Annotated in this window: 14 protein-coding genes; all 14 read left to right on the top strand. The window is 31.6% G+C overall.

The genetic code is table 11. The features are described from left to right. Positions 1 to 45: 45 nt before the first annotated feature. A complete protein-coding gene (locus tag MPF19_RS06165) occupies positions 46 to 2,286 on the top strand; it encodes a T9SS type A sorting domain-containing protein (RefSeq protein WP_249987255.1) in 2,241 nt (746 codons plus the stop codon). Between the two features lie 38 nt (positions 2,287 to 2,324). Then, complete coding sequence (locus MPF19_RS06160) at positions 2,325 to 2,501, top strand: hypothetical protein (protein ID WP_203393519.1); 177 nt, start codon at positions 2,325 to 2,327, stop codon at positions 2,499 to 2,501. A gap of 164 nt (positions 2,502 to 2,665) precedes the next feature. Further along, on the top strand, positions 2,666 to 5,497 hold the full coding sequence (locus MPF19_RS06155; RefSeq protein WP_249987254.1) for a hypothetical protein: 2,832 nt from the start codon (positions 2,666 to 2,668) through the stop codon (positions 5,495 to 5,497). A 463-nt stretch (positions 5,498 to 5,960) separates the two neighbouring features. Then, positions 5,961 to 7,427 (top strand): sulfatase family protein, encoded by a 1,467-nt coding sequence (locus MPF19_RS06150; protein WP_249987253.1) that lies wholly within the window; start codon positions 5,961 to 5,963, stop codon positions 7,425 to 7,427. A gap of 9 nt (positions 7,428 to 7,436) precedes the next feature. Continuing rightward, positions 7,437 to 9,248 carry an alpha-1,3-galactosidase-related protein gene (locus MPF19_RS06145; RefSeq protein WP_249987251.1) on the top strand — a complete coding sequence of 604 codons (1,812 nt, stop codon included), beginning with the start codon at positions 7,437 to 7,439 and terminating at the stop codon, positions 9,246 to 9,248. Between the two features lie 2 nt (positions 9,249 to 9,250). Next, entirely contained in the window at positions 9,251 to 11,533 is a 2,283-nt protein-coding gene (locus tag MPF19_RS06140) for an alpha-amylase family protein (RefSeq protein ID WP_249987249.1), read from the top strand. Positions 11,534 to 11,733: 200 nt separating this feature from the next. Beyond that, positions 11,734 to 12,621, top strand: coding sequence for a sialate O-acetylesterase (locus MPF19_RS06135; protein WP_249987248.1), 888 nt, complete (start codon positions 11,734 to 11,736; stop codon positions 12,619 to 12,621). 4 nt (positions 12,622 to 12,625) lie between these two features. Next, positions 12,626 to 13,480 (top strand): sialate O-acetylesterase, encoded by an 855-nt coding sequence (locus MPF19_RS06130; RefSeq protein WP_249987247.1) that lies wholly within the window; start codon positions 12,626 to 12,628, stop codon positions 13,478 to 13,480. A gap of 4 nt (positions 13,481 to 13,484) precedes the next feature. Continuing rightward, positions 13,485 to 15,032, top strand: coding sequence for a sulfatase family protein (locus MPF19_RS06125; protein ID WP_249987245.1), 1,548 nt, complete (start codon positions 13,485 to 13,487; stop codon positions 15,030 to 15,032). A 209-nt stretch (positions 15,033 to 15,241) separates the two neighbouring features. Further along, complete coding sequence (locus MPF19_RS06120) at positions 15,242 to 16,666, top strand: sulfatase (protein ID WP_249987244.1); 1,425 nt, start codon at positions 15,242 to 15,244, stop codon at positions 16,664 to 16,666. 23 nt (positions 16,667 to 16,689) lie between these two features. Continuing rightward, on the top strand, positions 16,690 to 18,231 hold the full coding sequence (locus tag MPF19_RS06115) for a sulfatase (RefSeq protein WP_249987243.1): 1,542 nt from the start codon (positions 16,690 to 16,692) through the stop codon (positions 18,229 to 18,231). 108 nt (positions 18,232 to 18,339) lie between these two features. Further along, entirely contained in the window at positions 18,340 to 20,268 is a 1,929-nt protein-coding gene (locus tag MPF19_RS06110) for an FAD-dependent oxidoreductase (protein WP_249987242.1), read from the top strand. A gap of 151 nt (positions 20,269 to 20,419) precedes the next feature. Next, a complete protein-coding gene (locus MPF19_RS06105; RefSeq protein ID WP_249987241.1) occupies positions 20,420 to 23,080 on the top strand; it encodes a hypothetical protein in 2,661 nt (886 codons plus the stop codon). 73 nt (positions 23,081 to 23,153) lie between these two features. After that, positions 23,154 to 24,665, top strand: coding sequence for a sulfatase family protein (locus MPF19_RS06100; RefSeq protein ID WP_249987239.1), 1,512 nt, complete (start codon positions 23,154 to 23,156; stop codon positions 24,663 to 24,665). The last annotated feature ends 94 nt before the right edge of the window (positions 24,666 to 24,759 follow it).

The following is a 24,759-nucleotide window of genomic DNA, read 5'->3' as shown; positions in this document are numbered from 1 at the left end:
TGTTTAGTTTTACAACAATTAACAATTAAATCAAATTTAACAATTATGAAAAAAAGAATACTTAAGAAGTCATTCGTTTTACTTGCTATCTTAGGATTAGCTAGTTTTAATATGAATGGGCAAGAAACATTTAGCGGTGGTTTAAATGGTTGGAGCGTTGCGTATGGTAATGCTACACTAGTTAGTCATAACGCAACTGAAGGAGTTACAGGAGACGGTGCACTTGTGCTTACAAGAGCTAATAATAATTCTAATTTTGGTTTAAATCCTGCTGGTATAGATGCAGATACTAACAAGCGTATTAGAATCGTTTACAAAAATGAAACCTTTGGAACATCTTTTCGTGTTCAAGGAAGTCAAGATACTGGTAATGAAGTTCCTTTAAGATTGAGTCAAATTTCTTTCCCTATAGCTGCTGGTTCTGCTGGTAATGGTACTTGGCAAACAGCTATTATTGATATGTCTGATGCAACTAATTGGTCTGGAACAGTAGAAAACTTAGATATTTTAGTTAGAGCAAATTACGGAGCTACAGAAGGTTCTATTTATATAGATGAAATAGAATTTCTACCTGCAGCTGCTCCTGTTGTAACAATAGCATCTCATCCTGGTGTAAGTGGTGTAGATGATGGTTCTGTAATGAATTGGGAAGACACCACAACGTGGATTGATGGAGTTGTGCCTACAGCTTTAAACAACGTAATTATAAACGGTAAAGTAGTAGTTAATTCAGATGTAACTGTTGCAGACCTTACTTTAGTGGCTTCAGATAGTGGAACTCCTGGTGCTGACGCTCTTGTTGGTAGTCCGGTTTCTTTAAATGTAAAACCAGGAAGCTCTTTAACAGTAGATGGTGCTGCTATAACTAAGAATAATGTGTTTGCAGTTTCTAATGCTACTACTTCAGGGAGTTTAATTTTTAATGGAACTATTTCTGGACAGATACTATATTATAAATATGTTAATGCAACACCAAATAACGATTTAATTGCGTTTCCAACTGAAGAAAACGTTGGAAATGATGGTTCGTTTGATGGTTTTATGGATAATAGTGAAAATGATGCGAAGATATATAAGAACCCGGGAGATGATTCAGTAAGATTGTTTGGGCCTTTTGATAATGCTATTTCTGGAGGTAAGTTCGTAAATTATGATTCAGATATTCCTGGAGACCTAACAACAGCAGTATTGGCAGCTAAAGGATATAGAATTGCACGCGTTTCTGGAGGTACTCTTAGATTTAAGAAAAACTCTTTTAGTAATACTTCACCTTTAACAATTCCTCTTACAGATGAATCTGGTACAAATTCAACTTCTGGTGAGTGGAATTTAGTAGGTAATTCTTACCCAGCTTATATAAACTTTACATCTTTCTTTAACAGTAATAGTGGTCAGTTTGATGGCACAGGTGCTGTTTACGGTTATAATGGAGATGGTACATTTACAGAATATAACTTAGCAGCAAAACCAGTAGATGATAAAATTGCACCATTACAAGGTTTCTTTGTAAAGGTAAAAGCAGGTGGAGGTACATTAACATTAAATCCGGCTTGGAGAGAATCTGGTACGCAAGACGATTTTATTGCTGCAAAAACAGCTTCAAATAAAGCTTTGGCTAAAATAAATTTAAGTGATGGAACTAAAACGTATTCAACTAGAGTATATTTTATGGATAACACAACAAAAGGATTAGATAGGGGGTATGATGCTGGTGCCTTCTATGCGCAATCAAAAGGTCTTTTTACGCATTTTGTTGAAGGAAGTAATGCAGATGCTTTAGCAATACAAGCGTTACCTTATTTAGGTATGAATGACATATCTATTCCTTTAGAAATTAAAGCAACTGCAGGTACTAAATTGGTGTTAAGTATAGATGCTGTTAGTTCAACATTACCAAGTAATATTAATCTGTATCTAGAAGATTCTGTAAACAATACACTAACGTTATTAAACACTAGTGACTTTAAAATTACTGCAGATTCAGATTTAAAAGGTGTTGGTCGTTTTTACTTAAGATCTTCTGCATCTGTATTGTCTACAGAAACAGTTTCTTTAAATAAATTAGAAATATATACTGTTGATAAAGCTTTATCTATAAACGGTAGTTTACAAAATAATGCTAAAGTATCTGTTTTTGATATTCAAGGAAGAATGGTTATTACAAAAAAATTAGATGTAAGTATTACTTCTAATAGCCTTAATGTATCTAGTTTGAATACAGGGATATATGTAGTTAAGGTTTATAATGGGAAACAAACAGAAACTAAAAAAGTAATTATTAAATAATTGTTTAGAGCAACTGATTAACCTTTAAAATATATAAAATGAAAGAAACAAAACTAAATAAAGATAATATTACTCGTAAAGAAGCTCTTAGTAAAATAGGTAATTACGGTAAATATGCAGCTTTAACAGCATTAGGTACCTATATGATTTTAAATCCACAGAAAGCACAAGCTCAGTCACCTCCAAGTGATGTTAATCCTGCAGGTGGTTTCTAAGAGAAAGAAATATTGCTTATTATTTAAAAACCGTTACATATTTATGTAGCGGTTTTTATGCTTTAAAACCTTCATTTTACGTTCGCATACGTTAAATATATCTACAGATACAATTATACAAGTTTAAATCACTTACTTTATAGTAAGTTTAAAACTTACTATAAATGAATCAAAATATAAAAAAATATTTATTGGTGGTTACTGTGTTGTTCATCAGTTTTAACTGTTCCTCAAATAAAGTTCCTACAACTAAAAATAATAAAGCAATAGTAAATATAGAAACCGATTTCACCATTTTAAAAGTAAGAACAGCTATTGATAATGGAAGTTCTTATATTGTAGCAAGTAGTTACGAAGGTACTTTAATTGGTGTGTCTTACACCGGAAAAACACTTTGGAAAAACACGTTATCTGGTTATATGAATCATGATATTTGGATACGTGATTTAGATAATGATGGTACAGATGAAATATTAGCAGCAAATGCAGATGGTACTGTGTATTGTTTAGATTCAAAAGGACAATTATTGTGGAAGTTTAAAAAGAACAGTGCACCAATGTATGCCGTTACTGCCATTAAAAAAGACAATAACATGTATGTAGTTGCTGGTGGTTTAGATAAAAGTATCTATTATTTAGATACAAAAGGGAAACTTATAAAAGAGATTAAATCAGAAACATACTCCATCGAAAAATCAAGAAAAAGTAAGGGAGAGAGAGTTCCAGAAAAAAGTGAAAGTGCTGCTAATTTTATCAGAACTATTCAGAATAAAGATAACACAGAAACATTGGTGGTTTTAGGTACAAATAATCACATGAATGTTGTGGGAACTTTATACTTTTTTAAACCTTTAGAAGATTTACCTTTTAAGAAAACGCCTATTAAAGCAGGTAAAAATATAAAAGGTAAATTAAGAATTAGACCTATTGGAGATTTTAGAGTGGTTGACATCAATAATGATGGAAACAAAGAAATTATTTTAGGAGCCTCTGCACATGCTAATGATTTGTTAGTATCTACCTATAGTATTTTAAAAGATGAATTTAGTTTTAATAGGATAAAAAAAGTATCCTTTGGGTATGATATTGCGCATTCTGAAATTATTAAACAAAACGGAGAAAACACGTATCTAACAAGAGTAGGGAATCAAATACATTTATATAAAGCCAATTCTTTAGAAAAAGATGTAGAAAGATTGGTTGGTAAATATGCGTATAATGATTTATGGAAAGATCCTAAAACGAATAAAATAATTTTAGCAAGTGCACAAAGTGGAGGTAGCGAAATTCATATTATTGATACAAGTGTTAAAAGCTGGAAAAAAGAGTTCGAGAATTTAGAACCGAATGGAAAAATAGCTTCAATTTTAAAGAACACAAAGGCAATTAGAGAAGATTTAAAAAATTACACAAAACCTAGTTTTGAAAATAAATCGCAACGTGTTTATTTTATGACGGAAAAGGTGCCAAATAATTTATTAGGTTTAAAAAATAAGATTTCAAATAACTACGATTCTCCAATATTTTTGAATTCTATGTATTTAAGAAATGTAGAAAAATGGGATAGATCTAAAGTGACCAACGAGAAATATAAAAAATCTAGAGATAGAAGAAAAAAATATACTTTAACACAAAAGGAGTCTATAGATTTAATTACGAAAGGGTATGAAGGTGAACCAGGTATTGCTTATTGGGCAGGTCATGGTAACGATCCTTATATGTTTCAATTAGGTACTACAGAAGCTATTATTGATAAAGCAAATGGAAAAAAGACGGTTTTAATTTATCCGGAGATGGAGGATCATTCAGAAAATTTAACTTTTTTGGTAAATGATTTAGCGTATCCTTTAGCCGAATATGCAAAAGGTAAAAATACCACCATATTTTTAAGGTCTAAACATGTTTCTTGGTTGGGTAGTAATTATCAAAAACCTTGGGCAAGGTTAATGTCGGGCGAATTTGCAGATGTTTTTGTGCCTTCTATGGAAGAAACTACAGACAAATCTATGGAACTTAGTTTGGCAGGTAGAACGGGAATGTGGGCAAGTGGCGCGGTAAATTCTTGGGGAACACGCTCTGTTCCAGATAACACTTCTTTTGATAGAGCAAGACAATTAGGCTACCAAAGATTGCCAAATCATTTTTTAAGAATGTTAATTTTTCATACCTCAAACGGAGCGCAATTCATCAATAACTTTGCCGTAGATCAAGATTATTTAAGTGTCTATTGGGAGTTGATTGCAAAAGGAGCTTTGTATGTGCCAAAGAGAAACGAGATTTTAAGTTTTTCTCCGGTTCATGTAAGTATGAAAGCACCCGATCATCATTTTTTAGATGATGGATCTAACGTAAAATGGAATGTTTTTTATGATGAAGAATTTGAGAAAAACAATCCTTTTGTGATGAGTAGATTAAATGGTTCTTGGCCAGCTGCTCCGGTTACAGATTGGGATTTTTCTAGATATGCAGCAGGTGTAAAAGAAAGAAGATTAAATTTCTTGGCTCCTTACCAAAATGGATTGGTGATGATTACACCTCCACAAAATGGTGTTTTTGCAGATAAAAATGCACCAAGAGGTAAGTTGGTAGATCATTTACATCCATTGTATAAAAATATCATGAAAGAATATATTACGGATGGACGTAATTATTATTCAGCAGACGGAAAACAAACTTTTAAAGCAGATGAATACTACAAAGTAATAGAAAAAGACATAAAGGAAAGTGCTAAAAAGTTACCAATAACTGTTGGTGGTGATGTGGCTTGGGTAGTTGCACAAGTTTCTCCAAAACACCTAAGATTAACAATTTTAGATAACGGATATATCAATCCAGAACAAAGTACAGCAATTGTGAATTTTAATCACATCAAAATAAAAAAGTTGACAGATGTTTTGAGTAAAGAAGAATTTAAGGTAGAAAATTCACAGACAAAAATAAATATTCCTCTAGGTAGTTTTCGATTTATAGATGTAGAGTTAATTGAAGCGTTGTAGAAAGAAATTATTGACAGATACAAGAAATGTATCAGCAAAAACAAAGAGAACAGTAATCCTTAAGAACTTTACATAAGCATAATGGAGTACTCAAAAGAAGAGGGTTTGTTTTTTTAAATGATGATAATTATACCAGGTTGTGCAATACTCTTTGTGGTTATAAACAGATAACGATGCTAATTTTTATACGTTGTAGGAGGAACTTTAACAATACCTTTGGGTAATTTTTCTTTTGGTTGTGTTAAAATAGAGTTAGCAAAATTACCTTCAGAAATATACCTTGTGAAGGTTTTGGCAGGTGATGAATTTCTGATAAAAAATAATAATTAACTAAAATAGTTGTGTTTCTGCAAGGCTTCTAAAATCTTGTTAGTTAATGCAAAGAACATAAATTAACAAGGTTAAAAAAGAGAAACCTTTAAGATTTTAAATTATCTAAAATAAATTTAATATTCATATAAAAATGAAATCATACCTACCAAAATTACTATTTGTAATGATTGCAATAACCATTGTTGGTTGTTCAGACAAACAAAAAGAAGTAGCTCAGGTTACAAAGAGCAACCAACCAAACATTATTTTATTTGTTGCCGATGATCATGGAACAGATGCCATTGGTGCGTATGGAAATCCAGTGATTAAAACACCCAATTTAGATCAATTAGCAGCAGAAGGCGTAAAGTTTACAAACGCCTATTGTACTAGTGCAAGTTGTGCCGCAAGTAGATCTGTAATTTTATCAGGAAAATTTGGTCACGCAACAGGTTCTTATGGGCATGTGCACGATTACCATCATTTTAGTACCTATGATACGGAAACCTCTTTGCCAATCATTATGGAAAAAGCAGGTTATGAAACTGCAAGAATTGGTAAATACCACGTAGCTCCAGAAAAAGTGTATCACTTTAACCAGGTTTTAGAAGCAGATCCTAGAAATACCGTTGAAATGGCAGATGCCTGTGCAGATGTATTAAAATCTGACAAACCATTTTTCTTATATTTCTGTACAGATGATCCTCACAGAGGATATCCTTTTGAACCAGAACAATGGGATACGCCTAATAGTTTTGGAAATAAAAAAGAAGGCTATAAAGATGTAGAAACTGTAATTTATAATCCAAAAGATGTTCTAGTACCATCTTTTTTACCAGACACAAAACAAACAAGAGAAGAAATTGCGCAGTATTACCAAAGTATTTCTAGAATAGATCAAGGTTTCGGAAAATTGATGAAAATGTTACAAGCTACCGGTAAAGCAGACAATACCATTGTAATTTATATTTCTGATAACGGAATGGCTTTTCCAGGAGCAAAAACAACAGTTTATGAGCCAGGTATTAAGTTACCATGTATTATTAAAGATCCATTAAAAAATATAAAAGGGGCAACAAACAATGCCATGATTTCTTGGGTAGATTTAACGCCGACTATTTTAGATATGGCAAAAATTGATTACAAGAAAGAAGATTTTCATGGTAAGTCATTCAATTCAATTTTAGAAAAAACAAATCCAAAAGGTTGGGATGAAGTGTATGCATCGCACACATTTCATGAAATAACCATGTATTACCCAATGAGAGTGGTAAGAAATAAAAATTACAAATTAATTTGGAATATTGCTTGGCGATTAGAATATCCTTTCGCGTCTGATTTATGGGCATCTTCTACTTGGCAAAGTATTTACAGAAATGATATTGAAAACTTTGGACCAAGAAAAGTACAAGATTTTCTTTTTAGACCCGAGTTTGAATTGTACGATTTAGAGAAAGACCCAGATGAGTTAAATAATTTAGCAACAAATAAGGAATTCGAAAAAACGTTAGAATCGATGAAAATTAAGTTGAAAAAATTTCAGAAAGATACTTCAGATCCATGGATGATTATGTGGGGACATGATGCATCGTTACAAGGTACTGGAGTTAATTTATAAAATAAATACATGAAAAATACAATATTAAAAAGCATTACCATTTTAATTTTTATAATTACAATTGGTTGTAACGCTACAGAAATTATCAATATAAAACATGCCGAAGGAGATATGACTTTGGTAGTAAGAGAAGCCATTGAAGGAGCAAAAACCAAAGACATAAAATTAGTATTTGAAAAAGGAAATTACTTTTTTAAAACCGATTATGCCGTTGGTAAATTCATGTATATTACAAACCACGGAAATGGTTTTAAAAAAATAATTTTCAATTTTGAAGGATTTAATTCTGTAGAAATAGAAGGTAATAATTCAGAATTTATTTTTAGAGGTCAGACTTTACCATTTGTTTTTGATGGATTACATAAAGTTGATGTTAAAAATGTAACGATCGATTGGGACATTCCTTTTTCTTTTCAAGGTGATGTTACAGCAGTAAATGAAAAAGAACAATGGTATGAGTTAAAGCCATATACTAAAGGATTCTCTTGGAAACTTAGTAAAGGTAGAATTGAATTTCCAGGAATTAATCATTTTAACTTTACTTCTTTAGGGAGCTCTTTACCACATAATAAAGAAACAAAAGCGGTAGATTATGGCGCTTGGGACGCAAGCTTAGAGTCTAATTTTGTAGAAAAAAGACCGAATGGAATTTTACGTTTCTATAACAAAAATTTAAAACATTATCCAAGAGTGGGTTCCGTTTTACAATCTAAAGGAGATAAAAAAAATAATAGATATGCACCCGCTTTTTTAACCAAAAATTCTAAAGATATAAAGTTTAACAATGTTATTATTCATCATGCTTTAGGTATGGGGTTTTTGTTTGAAAGATCTGAAGATATTGAAATTTTAAATTCAGGAATTTATGTTAGAGAAGGCTCTGATAGAGTAATGTCTATTGTTGCAGATGCAACACATTTTGCAAACTGTAAAGGAGATATTTTAATAGAAGGTTGCCGTTTAGAAGGGATGTATGATGATGGTACAAATGTACATGGAACTTATGTTGCCGTGGATAAAATTTTAGACAAAAAGACAATTAGAATCGCTCTAAAACACGACCAACAAATGGGCTTTGAGTTTGCAGGAGTTAATGATGTAGTTTGGTTTATAAAACAACCAAATCCGCAAAGAGCAGAAACAAACACGGTAACTTCCGTAAAAGTACTTAATGATTATTTTACAGATTTAACTTTTAAAAGTGAAATTCCTACAGATTTAAAAGTAGGAGATATTTTAGAAAATAAAACGTGGAATCCTACATTTACAATGAGAAACAATGTAATTAGAGATCACCGAGCTAGAAATATCATCATTAAAACACCTAAAAAGATTGTTATTGAAGACAATGAATTATCATCAATGATGTCTTCTATTATGTTAAGAGGAGAAACTTTTTATTGGTTTGAGTCTGGTAATGTAGAAGAAGTAATTATTAGAAATAATAGATTTATAGATTGTGCTTATGCAGGTACGGAACATGCTATTTTAAAAGTGTCTCCAAGATTAGGGAAAACTTTTGATAGCACAATGACCTATGATAGAAATATCACTTTCGAGAACAATATAATTGAAACCTTTGGCAACAGAATCATTTGGGCAGATAGAGTAGATGGGTTAACAATTAAAGGAAATACCATTAAACAAACAACAACTTTTAAACCACAATTTCCGGATGCATATATGTTCGATTTAATGAATTGTAAGAACGTAGAAATTTCTAACAATTCTTATTTAGGAACCAATAAGAATATTTTAAAAGCGGATGAAGTTTCTAAAAAAGATTTAAAATTTAGTAATAATATAGGATTAAATAACTAAGTATGAAAATTATTCATTTTTTTGGATTATTATTTTTGTCAGTTGCCACTCTACAAGGACAAGATTTAGAAAAAGAAGCTATTTATAAAATTAAAACTTTAGAAGCATTAGTAAAAAAAGCGTCTAAAAAAGATATTGATGTTTTAAAGGAAAAAACAACCATTAGAACCGCAGAAGTCTTTTTAAAGTTCGCCAATTGGGATGAAAAGAATTTAGATAAAAACACCAAGCTTTTTAAATTGGTTCCTTCTTTTAAAAAGGAAGCATTAAAAATGGCAACGGGTTTAGCAGCATTCGAAAGAAGTGACATCAATTTAATGTTAGATAAATCGATTGCAGAAATTACCTCTTTAATTGAAGGTAAAACCTTTAGAAAAGCAAGTCCAAATGTAGATTGGACAAAAGTAAAAAGAGAAGAAGATCATTTGTCTTTTAAGAATCGACCTGTATTTTTAGCAGATTATACTTGGAAACCAGAGACGAAAGAGCTGACCGAATTTCATGGAGATTTAGATGGCTTTTTTCTAACGCCAACTTATGTTACTAAAGAAGATGGAACCATTAATAAAAGAATTTCGACGGATTTAAAAGAGAAGTCTAATGGCTCTTTAGGTTTTATTTTTATGAATCATAAAAGTGTACCTAAATGGGCTGAAGAAAAATATGGGCCTAATTTTTCTATGAGAGAAGATACCTATACAGGGTATGATATAGATAATCCTGGGGCTAGAGAATTACAAGCAAAATTAATAGGGAATGTTGTGCCAGAAATGGCAGGAAAAGAGTATTCTCAATTAGGATACATGTTATGTAATGAACCTCACTTTTTTACGTATACAGATGCTACCAAGAAAAAATTACCTTGGGCTTCTGGTGGTGTTTCACACTTTACGATTGAGAAATTTAAAGTTTGGTTATCAAAAAAACATCAAACTATTGCAAAGTTAAACAGTGTTTGGAATTCTAATTTTAAAGATTTTAATGCTGTTAAAATAGCAATCCCTATTGATATCAGTTTAAAAGGAACCCCAATTTGGTATGATTGGACAGCCTTTAATATGGACCGAGTTACAGATTGGTATACTTTCTTAAAAACAGAAGTAACTAAGTATGATGCAGACGCTAAAGTGCATTTAAAAATTATGCCTAGCCTTTGGACAGATAACAAAAGAGTACATGGCATTGATTTAGAAGCATTGACCGATTTAAGCGGTATTATTGGTAATGATTCTGGTGCAGCCCACAAATATACTTGGGGAAAACCTCATAAATGGGAAGAAGATTACGCTTTTGAATGGAGAGAATTGTGTATGGGATATGATTTTATGAAATCTGTAAGTCCTAATAAAATAAATTTTAATTCAGAATTACATTATTTATCAACCGTAAAATCTCGTGATTTATATTTAGACCCAAGTTATGCCAGAGCAACGTTTTGGTTGGCACATACTTTTGGGTTAGATGCAAGTCAGATTTGGTATTGGCCAAGAAATGCTGATGGTTCTATTTCTAAAAAAGCAATTAATAATAAAGGTTATGCAGGTACAAATACACAGCAGCCAAGAGTTACTAATGAAGTTGCTATGACTTTAATTGATTTGAATTCTTATTCAGAAGAAATTTTAGCTTTTCAAAGACAAAGAAAACCGGTTCGTATTTTCTATTCTAAAACATCTGCAATCAATAAAAAAGAACACATGGACGATCTTTATCGTTTGTATGAAAGTTTAAATTTTGAAGGAATTCCTTTAGGGTTTGTAACAGAAAATATCATCAAAAAACAAAACAATAAAAATTGGGATGTTATTACTGTTTACAATACTCCTTTTGTTACCAATGATGAATTAAAAGCATTGCAAACGTATTTAAATAATGGAGGAACTGTAATTCTTGATGACAAGAGTTTAGTGAAAAATGAATACGGAAAGAAACTGAATACATTAACGGAAGGAAAAGGAACTATTATTAAATTGAATTCCGTTGCCAAAATTAAAAACAACGTTTTATCAATCTTAAAAGAAAAAAATCTACTTTCTGATATCGCTATTGAAGAAACAAATTCAGTAAGTAAAAAAGGATGTACCTGGAAAGTAATTAAAAATGAAAAAGGCAATAATGTGTTGTCTGTTGTAAATGTTGGGAAGTCGGATGCTTCTTTAAAGATCTCGTTAAATGGAAGTGAAAATATTATTTGTAAAGATTTAATAAAAGGAATTTCAGTTTCAGCAACACCTACCTTAAAACCAAATGAGGTTTATTTTGTAGAAATAATTGCTAAAAAATAAGTATCAGAAAAGTGAACTCCTGCAAGGTTTTTTTTGACTTTGTTAGTGTTTATGAATACGAAAAAATCGAAAAAAAGAAATTGTAATATGGTAATACCTACAAGGTTTTTGAAACCTTGCAGGAAAAAAGATAAAAGGAACTTAAAAAATAACAATCCCTCAGGGTTTTTAAATCCTTGTAGGAAAGGATAAATAATTTTATGAAAACATCTAAATACTTATTAGTAGTAGTAATAACAGTATTTTTTTCTTGCAAATCGGCCTTAATATCTCAAGAAAAAAAGGAAGTACAAGTAGTGCTATTAGCAGGACAATCTAACATGGCAGGGGCTGCAAATTATGATGATTTAGATGCTTCTATTCAAAAGAGGATAGAAAAAGTAGCAGATAGAGTTTTTATCAGTCAGTCTAATACAGCACAAACACCTTTATCGTATTATAAAAATAAGCCGAGTAAAAAGTACGGTTTTACAAAACGTTTTGGTCCGGAGTTGTTAATAGGATTAACCTTGGCAGAAAAATATCCGAATAAAGAATTTTTGTTGATAAAACATGCCAAAGGAGGTACCGCTTTATATGGCGCTTGGAACCCAGAATGGACGATTGAAAAGGCAAGAGAAATTGAAAAAGGAGCCAAAAAACAAAGTTGGAATTTAGTACAACAACACATCGATTTAATTAACCAAAATTTAAACATTTTAAAAGATAAAGGAAAGTCTTATAAAGTTATAGGGATGGCTTGGATGCAAGGAGAAAATGATGCTACTTTAGAAAAAGCAGCAACTACTTATGCCGCGACTTTAGAAAAGTTAATAACGAAGTACAGAACTACTTTTAAAGTGAAAGACATGCCTTTGGTTTTCGGACAAATAAACTCTAGATATGGTGTTAAAAACGGAGCAAAAACGGTAAGGACCCAGATGGAAAAAGTTTCATCAGAAGTAAAAAATGTGCATTTAGTAAAAACAAGTACAGATACAAGTTGGTCTGATTTTCCTAAAAATTCAGATAATGTGCATTATAATGCAGAAGGTCAATTAAGATTAGGAACAAAATTTGCAAACGAATTAATAAAGATGATAAACTAATAGTATGAAAAAAATATTTTTAAGTTTTATTGTTTTTCTATTGATTTCTAGCACCGTTTTTTCGCAAGAAGAAATTCAGGTTGTATTGTTAGCAGGACAATCTAATATGGCAGGTAGAGGAATTACTGAAGAGCTAGATGCCGCTTTTATAAAAAGAATCCACGATGTTTCTGATAGAGTTTTTATAACCACCTCTGATGTAGAAAAAAGTAAACCGATTCCATTATCTACTTTAAAGAAAAGTTTTGGTCCAGAATTAATGGTAGGATTAACATTAGCAGAAGCAAACCCAAAGCAACATTATTTATTGATTAAAAAAGCAGTTGGAGGTACCTCTTTATATGGTGCTTGGAATACCGAGTGGACATTAGAAAAAGCAATGCTTGCAGAGCGAGGTAAAGTCAGGCAAAGCTTGCAATTATACAAGCAACATATAAAAAATATTAAAAGAACCCTTAATGATGTAAAGAAACAGGGCGAAAAATATAAAATTTTAGGTGTTTTATGGATGCAGGGAGAAAGTGATACGAATAAAGAAATTACAGCAACAAATTATCAAAGCAATCTTAAAAAATTAATAGCAGGTTATAGAAAAGAAGTACAAATAAATGACTTGCCTTTTGTAATAGGACAAGTAAATGTATTGCCAAGAAAATATAAAGAGGGTCCTGCACAAGTAAGAACTGCAATGTTAAATGTTGCCAATTCTGATGATAACATTGCTATTATTAAAACATCAACAGATGCTTCTTGGTTAGATTACCCGAAGCATTCAGACAATTTACATTACAATACAGTAGGGCAAAAAAGATTAGGAACGGCCTTTGCTAAAGAATTAATACAACTAATAAATAAATAACAAAATGAAAAAACAGTATTCTTATCTCGCATTTAGAATCTTATGTATTCTTATGTTAACAGCTACTTTCACTGCTTGCAGTCAAAAAGAGAAACCAACAAAACAAACAATAAAAAAACCGAATATTTTATGGGTGGTCGCGGAAGATTTATCCCCATTTATGGGCGTTTATGGAGATTCTATTAATAAAGGACACACACCAGTAATTGATAAATTAGCAGCGGAAGGTGTTTTGTTTAAAAGAGCGTATGCAACTGCACCCGTTTGTTCTGCAAGTAGATCTGCTTTTATAACAGGTGTTTATCAAACTACAACAGGTACACATAATCATAGGTCAAATAGATTTACAGAAAATGAGATTGTACCAGATAATCTTAAAATTAAATTGCCAGAAGGCATGAAAACCATTCCTGAATTGATGAAGGAAGCGGGGTATTTTACCTTTAATAGTGGTAAAGATGATTATAATTTTGATTATGATAGAAGAGCGATGTATGATACAGGTACCAAAGAAAATTACAAAGCAGGAATGAATGGATGGCAAGGAAATTTTGCTATTAATTACAAAACTGTAAAAGAGTATGTTTGGAACGCTAGAAAAGATAAAAATCAGCCTTGGTTTGGACAAGTAGAAATTATGGGTGGTAAAAGAGATTACAAATATGTAAGAGAAGGCGAAAAACTAGAAACTTATGACGTACCGATGCCTACTTATTTTCCAGATATAAAATCGCAAAGAGAAGCTTGGACGCAGCATTATAATGCCAATAGAGGATCTGACGTTACGTTAGAAAAAATTATAAAACAATTAAAAGCAGATGGTGAATATGAAAATACTATTATATTTTTCTTTTCAGACCATGGTAGTAATGCATCTTTAAGACACAAGCAATTTTGTTATGAGGGTGGTTTGTTAGTTCCTTTAATTATCAAAGGAAATAACCCTGCTTTAAAAGCTGGAACGGTAAGAAATGATTTGGTTTCTTTATTAGATGTTTCTGCAACTACATTAGCTTTAGGAGATGCTAAAATGCCATCTTATTTAGTAGGGCAAGATTTGTTTTCTAAAAAATATAAAGAAAAAGAATATGTAATAGGTGCAAGAGATAGATGCGATTATACGATTGATAGAATTAGAAGTGTCGTTTCTGAAGATTACAGATATATTCGTAATTATTTTCCGAATAGACCAATGTTACAAGCTAGTTATAGAGATAATAAAAAGATTGTAACCGATTTAAGAGAATTACATGAAGCAGGAAAATTAACCCCTTATCAAGATAAATTTTGGTTTGGAGTTCGCCCTACAGAAGAATTATATGATTTGAAAAAAGATCCAGATCAAATGAATAATTTAGCTTTAGACCCTACTTTTTCTAAAGTACTAAAAGAGCATAGAGATGTTTTAGAAAATTGGATAAAAGAAACTGGAGATAAAGGTCAGTTTCCTGAATCTGCAGCACAATTAAAAGCAACGTATGATATGTGGAAAGACAGACCAAGATTTAAAAATGCAAAAATAAATCCAGAATACGATCAATTTAAAAAATAGTTTTTTGAGAGAATAAGCTTTAAAAAGAAGTATTTAAAAGCGCAAAGGTTGCAAGGAAATTCTAGAGTAATTCTACAATTTTTTTGAAAACCTTTGCGTTTTTGTTGTTAAATGAAGTTTTAGCGACCATTAAATACATTTTATGAACTAATACATACAAGTTTTTTAATGTTTTTTGGTTTCTTCGTTAAAAATTAAATAATACACGTATGAAATTTAAGAACATAAAAAATGTATGTATTGTGGCTTTATTGCTAATTGCATTTTCAACTTTTAGCCAAGAAAATAAATCGAAGCCAAATGTATTATTCATTATGGTAGATGATTTAAATGATTGGGTTGGCGCATTTGGTGGAAATCCACAAACTAAAACACCAAATATAGATGCCTTAGCAAATAAGAGTACTATTTTTAAGAATGCATATTGTTCTGCACCTTTATGTAACCCATCAAGAACAAGTATCATGTCTGGGTACAGACCCTCTACAACAGGTGTGTATGGTAATTCAGAGCATTTTAGAGATGTAAAAGGTTTTGAAAATACGGTTACAATTCCTCAGTATTTTGAAAAATATGGATATAAAACTGCAGCAGCAGGAAAAATATTTCACAGTCCAAGAGGAAATGCTAAAAAACCAAAACCAGGAAGTGATCCAGGATCTTTTCAACAAGAAAGAAAAGGAGGTTTAGGAGGAACGTACCCAGAAGATAAAGACAAACACTCGCATGGTTTAGAGTTGAAAAAATACGGAGTTAAAGGTTCTTTCTTACGTTCTTTTGATTGGTTTCCTGTAGATGTAACTTTAGAAAATAATAACGATTATAAATCAGCAGATTATGCATCGAAATTTTTACAAGAAAAGCATGACAAACCCTTCTTTTTAGCTTGTGGAATTTTTAGACCACACTTACCTTGGTTTGCTCCAAAACAGTTTTTTGATATGTATAAATTAGAAGACATAAAACTACCAGTTACCTTAAAAAATGATTTAGATGATGTTGGTAGGATGGGACAAAATATGGCAAAAAGAGGCGTTCATAAATCTGTTGTAGAACATGGTAAATGGAAAGAAGCTGTAAGAGCTTATATGGCAAATATTTCTTTTGCGGATGCTTGTGTAGGTCATTTATTAGACGGGTTAAAAGAGAGTACATACGCAAAAAACACCATTATAGTTTTAATGGGAGATCATGGTTGGCATTTAGGAGAAAAAGAACATTGGTCTAAAAATGTTTTGTGGGAACGTTCTGCAAAAACACCTTTGTTAATCTTTGATCCAAGAGGTGACGGTAAACCTAAAGTAAGTACTTCTTTAATTTCTCTTTTAGATGTGTATCCAACGTTAGTTGAAATGGCAAACTTACCAGAAAATAAAGAGTTAGAAGGAAAAAGTATTTATGATATCGTAAAAAATCCAACAAAGGAAACGAAAGAATATGTATTGACTTCTAAAGACAAGGGACTACATTCTTTAAGAAGTAATGAGTACAGATATACGGTGTATCCTGATGGTTTTGAAGAATTGTATGACCATAGAATAGACCCGAATGAGTGGACAAATATTGCTAAAAGCCCTTCTAATAAGGAAGTTTTAAAGACGTTTAGAAAAGAGTTAAAAAGTATCCTAAAATAAAAGATTTACAATACCCATTAAGAATGAAAAAACAATTTTCCAATATTAGTTTTTTAGTAGCAATAGCTCTCTTTTTTGTTTCTTGTAGTACCTCTAAAAAAGAGGTTTCTAAAGTAACCAAAAAGCCAAATATTATTTTTGTTTTGGTGGATGATATGGGCTACGCAGATGTTGGTTTTAATGGTTCTACTTATTTTGAAACACCAAACATAGATGCGTTGGCAAAAGAAAGTTTGGTATTAGATAATGCCTATATGTATCCTACTTGTTCACCGTCTAGAACCGCAATTTTTACAGGAAAACAATCTTTTAGAACAGGTGTTTATACGGTGCCTGTTTTAGAAAAAGGAGACGATCAAGAAAATATTTTTTCGAGATGGACAGTTGGTAGAGAGCATCCTATATATGCAGAACCTTTGGCAAAAGCGGGGTATAAATCTATCCATTTAGGAAAATGGCATATTGTTGGTCCTTATCCGCAAGAAGAACTGGCAATGGAATATCCATTAAAAGAAAAATTAAAACAACCAGATGCAGGAGATTATTCTTGGGTTTCGAATCATAAAACAATAGAAGTTCAACAATATTATCCTGAAAAAAGAGGTTTCTTAAAAAATGTAGGAGGAAGTTTTAGAGGAGATCCAGCTTATGAAAAAGGAGGTTATAAAAGTGAGGCTGGTGGTTATTGGGCTCCGTTTAGCAATCCTTTTATCAAGAAAAAATCAACAGATAATTGGTTAACAGATCGTTTAACAGATGATGCAATCGAGTTTATGGGAGCACATAAAGAAGGGCCTTTTTTAATCAACTTAAATTTTTATGCGGTTCATAGACCTATAAAATATAGAAGTAAAGAATTGTATCAAAAATACTTTAACAAACCAGGTGATACTATTACAGGGCAAGGTTTGCATGATAAGAAAAAAAAGCATGAATATTTTGCAAGTTATGCCACTATGGTAGAGTCTGTAGACGATAATATAAAACGTATTGTAGACTATTTAGATGCGAATAATTTAAGAGAAAACACTATTATCATTTTTACATCAGACAACGGGTTTCATAGTATGGCAAGTGCCAATGATTTAATGCGTGGTGCAAAAGGATATATTTATGAAGGCGGAATTAAAGTGCCAATGTTTATCAATTGGCCAAATAAAGTTACACCTAGAAGAAGTGAGGTTGCTGTAAGTGGATTAGATGTTTTTCCAACTTTAATGAACTTAGCAAATGTTACTGATTTTAAAGGTACTTTAGATGGAAATTCTATGACTGATTTATTTCTTAAAGATGATAAAAAATTATCGGAAAGACCTTTGTTTTGGCATTTAGCAAGTCGTTATAAACACGGAACCTGTTCTGTAATTAGAAAAGGAGATTATAAGTTAATTCAGTTTTTGGCGGATGGTAAATTGGAGTTGTACAACTTAAAAGTAGATCCTAAAGAATCAAAAAACTTATCAACTATCGAATTAAAAACCACTCAGAATTTATTAAAAGAATTGGTTTCTTGGAGAAAAGAGAATAAAGTTCCGTTACCTCCAAATTCAATTCTTAAATTTTAAATAAAAAAGGAAAACGCGAGAAGAATAGTAAAACTCTTCTTACAGCTATTTTTATGTAAAATAGAATGCATTTGATTTTTATAAATTCACTATCAAAATTTATTTATAATGAAAAGAAGAGATTTTTTTAAAAAAGGAACAAAAGGTGTTTTAGCAGCGAGTTTATTTCCAATAATGGGAGATATTTCTGCGCAAACTTCTAATAGTAAAAACGGTTTGTTTAAGGAAGAAGAAACATTAAGGAAAACTTTAAAAAAAGATCCAATTCGAAAAAAAATAGTAAATGTAGATGTTGCTGTAATTGGAGGTGGAATGTCTGGTATTTCTGCGGCAGTCTCAGCAGCTAGAAATGGGGCAAAAGTAGTTTTAGTACAAGACAGACCTGTTTTAGGAGGAAATGCTTCTAGTGAAATGAGAGTTACAGTAAATGGGGTTCAAAGTTTATTGAATAAACACAAAATAGAAAGAGAAACGGGTATTGTAGAAGAACTTCTAATTGAAAACTGGCATTATAATCCGCAAGAATCTTATCCTGTTTGGGATCATGTTTTATATAATTATGTAGTTCGTGAAAAAAATCTAACATTATTGTTAAATACAACTGCGTTGGATGTAAATATGGATGGTAACAATATTAAATCTGTAGTTTGTCGACAATTAACAACAGAAACAGATTTTACAATAAATGCTCCTATTTTTTGTGATTGTTCTGGTGATGGTTTTGTAGCGGCAACAGCAGGAGCAGAATTTAGACAAGGAAGAGAAGGAAAAGCAGAATTTAATGAACAATATGCACCAGATGAACCAGATGGTTGGGTTATGGGAGATTGTTTTATGATGATTACAAAAGACATGGGAAGGCCAGTTCCTTTTTATGCACCAGAATATACAATTCCTTTCGATGCAGAAAAAGCATTTAAAGACAAGCATAGAAAAGTAAAACAATTAAAAGAAGGTTTTTGGTGGGTAGAATTAAGTAGCGATGTAGACATTATTGGCGAAAGAGATGAAATTCGTCATAAATTAATGGCACATTTTTACGGGGTTTGGGATCATATAAAAAATTCTGATGATTTCCCGGAAGCAGCCAATATTGCTTTAGATTGGGTAGGTTCTATTCCTGGTAGGAGAGAATCTAGAAGATTTATGGGAGATTATATTCTATCTGAGCCTGATATGTTAGGACTTCGTCATTTTGATGATGCCATTGCATTTGGTGGTTGGTCTTTAGATGAACATTGCCCTGGAGGAATTGAAAATTTAGAGGAACCTGCAAGTTATTTTCACTCAAGATTTAAAGATGTATACCAAGTTCCTTTTAGAAGTTTATATTCTAGAAATATTGATAACTTATTATTTGCTGGTAGAAACGTGAGTGTAACGCACATTGCACTTTCATCAACCAGAATTATTGGTACCTGCTCAATGATGGGACAAGCGGCAGGAACAGCAGCAGCAATGTGTGTTAAAAAAGGGGTGTCGCCAAGAAAATTATATCAAAATTATATAAATGATTTACAGGAGCAATTGTTAAGAGATGATTCTTATTTTCCTAATAGACCTGCAAAAGATCTAAATGATAAAGCAAGAACGGCAAGTTTAATTTTTGCTTCTTCAACAAGTTCTGGTGATGTAAAAAATTTAACAGATGGCGTTGGTAGAGATGAAGTTGATAAAATTCATCACTGGCAATCAGATGGTTTAAACGCAGACTTACAATTAGAATGGAACAAACCTCAAAGATTTACTAGTGTAGAAATGAAATTTGATACAAATCTGCAACGTAAAATTAATTTTCATAAAAATCCTAATAAGTATAGTGAACAATTACTGGTCGTTCCACCAGAATTGGTAAAAGATTTTACAGTAGAAGCAAGAATACAAGGAAGCTGGAAGGAAGTTGGTAAAAAAGAGTACAATATTACACGTTTGGTAAAAATTAATTTTGATGAAATAGCAGCAACTGCTATCCGTTTAAAATTGAAAAATACACACGGTAAGGAAAATATTAGAATGTACGAAGTACGTTGTTACTAAATTTTAAACGCAGAGGCGCAAAGGTTTCGAAAAATTCGCAAAGAATAAGGGCTTAAATCTTTGCGCACTTTGCGAAAACTTATTTTAAACTTTGCGGTTAAAACCATTAAACCAAAGAAAAACTATTAAGTCAAATACAGATACTTTATAAATGAAAATAAATTCACTTCTTACTTTAGTAGTAAGCTTTTTAGTTTCCATTCAATTATTCGCTTTTCAGTCTAATAATTTCTCAACAAAAACCAATAATATAAGAAATTCTGTTGTTGGAGAAATCAATAATGAGTCAATCCTTTTTGTATCTGAATTAAGCAAAAGTATCGCCGCTTATACTTTAGACGGAAAAGAATTGTGGCAATATAAAATAGATCAACCTTCAGTAATTTTTGAAATTCTTGCAGAAGACATCAATAATGATGGCAATGATGATATATTAGCAGTTGCTGGTAACGGAATTGTGTATTGCATTGATAGTAAAGGTTCTTTACTTTGGCAATTTACTCCAGATCATAAAGTACGTTTATCGGAAATTGCAGTGGTGAAAAATGAAGGTAAAATTCAAATTTTTGCTGGTGGAAATGATTATCTGTTGTATGAGTTAGATACAAACGGAAAACAAGTTGCATCAACCAAAATAGAAGGAGTTGTTAGAAAAATTGAGTCAGGTGTTTTTACCAATTCAGGGAAAGAATCACTTTTTGTAATGACCTATAGTAACGATAAATTTCGCTGGGATTTTATGGGGATTTTAGATGCAGATACAAAAGAAGTTGTAAAACAACTTAGCCCTAAAAAGAAAGAGGTAAAATCGCTTACGAAAGTAATGATTACAGATATTTCTATAGCAGATATTAACAATGATAAAAAAGATGATATATTATTTTTTGGAGATGCTAGCTTTAAACCTTTCTTTTCTGCTTTAGATGCAGATTTTAATGTTTTAGCACAATATGTTGGAAATCAAAAACAAGCGCAACGTTATGCGCATTCTCAAGGAAGCTTCTTACCAAGTAGAAACGAAATTATGTTTCAGCATGGAGGAATTTTAATTGTGCTAGATACTAAAGGAAAAGTAATACATATAGCAGGAGAAAGATATGGTAAAGGAGTTTATAGTGATTTTGTTTATGAACCTAAATCAAATCAATTAATTGCGGCAGGAACTGTAGATGGCGGTAATAATGTAGATTTTTATTATTTATCAAAAAATAGTTGGAGCAAAACTTCATACAAAAAGCAAGGTAGAATGCTTGAAGTAGAAAAAAACTTAGAAACATTATATGCGCAAGTTTTAGAGTATAAAACGCCAAATTATCAGAAAAAATCTGACAAAAGTTGGGTAATGATAACCAAAAATGGTGAAGATTCTAAGATTAAAAAATTACATGGAAATGATATAAAATTTGTCATACAAAAATCACCAAAAGAATCTACAGATAGAACCTATTTGGTTAACAAAATTGGTAAATCTGCATTAAAAAAAGACAAACGAGGTAAATATAAAGATTCTAGAGAGCAAATAGTTCAAATGGCAAGGGATTACGAAGCGGAAGGGCAACCTTTTACTTTTTGGGCAGGTCATGGAAACGACCCTTTTTATATTCAAATAGAAACTTTAGAGCAAGTTTTAGAAGTTGCCCCAACAACTTGTTACGGTTTTGTGTATGCAGAAATGGCTAATGTAGAGGATCCTAGAGTACAACTTTACGTGAAAGAATATTTACCAAGACTGGCAAAGGCGATTCGTAAAAATAACAGAGCAAAATTATATTTTAGATATAAAAACATGTTTTGGGCAGCAACATCACATTTACCGCTTTGGAAAGAGATGTTCTATTCTGGAAAGTATAGCGATATTTTAGCACCGGCCTCAGAAGATACTAGTAATAGAATTCAAGATTTAAATTTAGCGGGTAGAATAGGTATGAGAAATGGAGGTTATGTAAATGATTTTGCCATGCGCTTAATTGATGACAATCCAACAAGTTGGAGACCACTTTCTCCTGGAGGACAAAATTCTGTGTCTCCGTATTTAAGACAAGGCGTTATGATGGCTGCTTATGGCGCACGTTACGGAATCGTTTCTACTTCTGGTTTTGTAGAAGATCCAGGTCTTAATATCCTATTTGCTTTGATGAAATCTGGCGTGTTACCAATTGTAGAAAAAGAAGATATTTTGTCTATTGGCTCTTGGCATTTAATAAAAGACATAGATGCTGAATTGGTGCATACGGTAGATAATCATCATGATATAAAACAATACAAAAAAGACGATGACAATGCTGTTTTTTCTGTAGCACAAATGCATTGGGCAGGCACCAATATTCCTGAAACTGATTTTTCTAAAATAGCTTTAGGGGTAAATTATAGATGGTTAAATTATATGCCAGAAACTCCTTTTGGAATGGTACCAGTTGCGCCCATAGAATTTAAAAATGAGTTATTGAAAAAGAAGATTCCTTTTAGTATTAGTAATGGTAAAAAAGGGTTTTTTAAGGATCAATTTGTATCAGCAAAAGAATATGCTTCAGAATTGAAAAGCATTGTAGAAACGGGGGCAAAAGATTTACCAATTTTGGTAAAAGGAGCTGCTTGGTCTGCAATTAAAATTGATGAAAATCATACAAGAATTATTTTATTAGATCAAGGGTATATAGAACCACAAGACAGAGAAGTAACGATTACTTTTCAAAATAGGAATCCGAATTTTGTAGAAGATATTTTAAGTAAAGAAAATTTAAAAATTTCCAAAAACCAAATCAACTTAAAAGTGCCAGCAGGTTCTTTACGATTTATTGATGTAACTTATTAATGATGAAAACAGTAAAGTATCTTTAAAATTTTTTTTAACCAAAGCAACACTTAAATTTAAAATTTAGTAAAAAATGAAGCATAAAAATCTATTACTTGTATCCTTGATATTTGCAATCTCATTTATGAGCTGTAAAGGTCAAAAAACAGTTACAAATCAAGAAAAAAAAGAAGTTGTTTTAAACACAACTCAAAAACCAAATTTAATTATCATTCATACCGATGAACATAATTTTAGAACTATAAGTGCATATCAAAAATTACTGCCAGAAGCACAAGCTTTTGTTTGGGGAAAAGGGAATAATTCTAAAACCCCAAATATCGATAAACTGGCAGAAGAAGGAGCTATTGCAACGAGCTATTATTGTGCTTCGCCAGTTTGCACACCATCTCGCGCTTCTTTAATGACAGGTTTACATCCTGGATCTACGGGAGCCCCAAAAAACGGAATGCATATTCGAGAAGATATACCAACATTTGCTACCATTTTAAGAGACCAAGGTTATGCAACTTCTTATGTGGGTAAGTGGCATTTAGCAGGTGAAGAAAAATATGTTTTTGGCATTAAATATAAAGCAGGTTTTGATGATAATCGCTATATGATGAAAGGTGGTCATGCGCCTTATTTTAGTTTAACAAAAGATGGTGCTGTAATAACGGGTATTAATGAAAAAGTTGCCGCTAAATTACCAAAAGATGAAGTGATTCATTTAACAGATTTTTTTACAAATAAGGCCTTAGAAATTTTAGAACGTGATAAAAATAAACCTTTTGCATTAATGCTTTCTATTCCAGATCCGCATACGCCAGATTACGCAAAGCCTCCATACAACACTATGTATGAAGATTTAAAAATTGAAGCACCAAAAACTATGGATGCAAAATATACTGCTATAAAACCTAAATGGGCAAAAGATCAAAAAAACAATGAAGCTGCTGGAAAAAAATCATTTAAAAATGAAAAAAATGCGTTAAAACAGTATTTTGGAATGGTGAGTCATATTGATGATTCTGTAGGTAGAATTCTTCAGTTTTTAGAAGACAATAATCTTACAGAAAATACCATTGTAATCTTTACTTCAGATCATGGAGATATGTTTTTTGAACACAACAGACGTAACAAAGGGGTGCCTTATGAAGGTTCAGCAAGAATTCCGTTTTTAATTCGTTATCCAAAGAAAATACCTTCAGGCAAAGTGATCAATACCGCCTATACAAATGTAGATTTTACACCCACTATTTTAAGTTTGATGAATGTTAAAACAGCTGCAAAATTTCAAGGTTTAGATACTTCAGACGATTTTACAAACAATAAAAAAGAAGTAAATAGTGATAGAATTACCTATTTCGCCAAGTCTGGCGGATGGTGGGCTTCTGCAGTAAGTGATAGATATAAATTGGTCATCGATAAAAAAGAAAAACCATATTTATTCGATTTACAAAAAGATCCAGATGAGTTGATTAACTTTTACTACGATGCAGCATATGCAGGCATTGCAAAAATGATGCAAACAGAATTATTTAAGCAAATGAAGATGTATGATGAACCTGGTTTAAAGTTAAATCAGAAATATATTACGGAGTAATTAATTTTTTTAAGGTAAAATAGAGTAGGATTTGGATAAGATGTTTTTTAGCATTTAGACAAATCCTATTTATATTTATAGCATTACCAGTTTA

The organism is Polaribacter sp. Z014, assembly GCF_023555435.1.
In the GTDB taxonomy this organism is placed as follows: Bacteria; Bacteroidota; Bacteroidia; order Flavobacteriales; family Flavobacteriaceae; genus Polaribacter.
The sequence above is the reverse complement of the archived record's forward strand: the minus strand, read 5'-3'. Positions and strand labels throughout refer to the sequence as shown.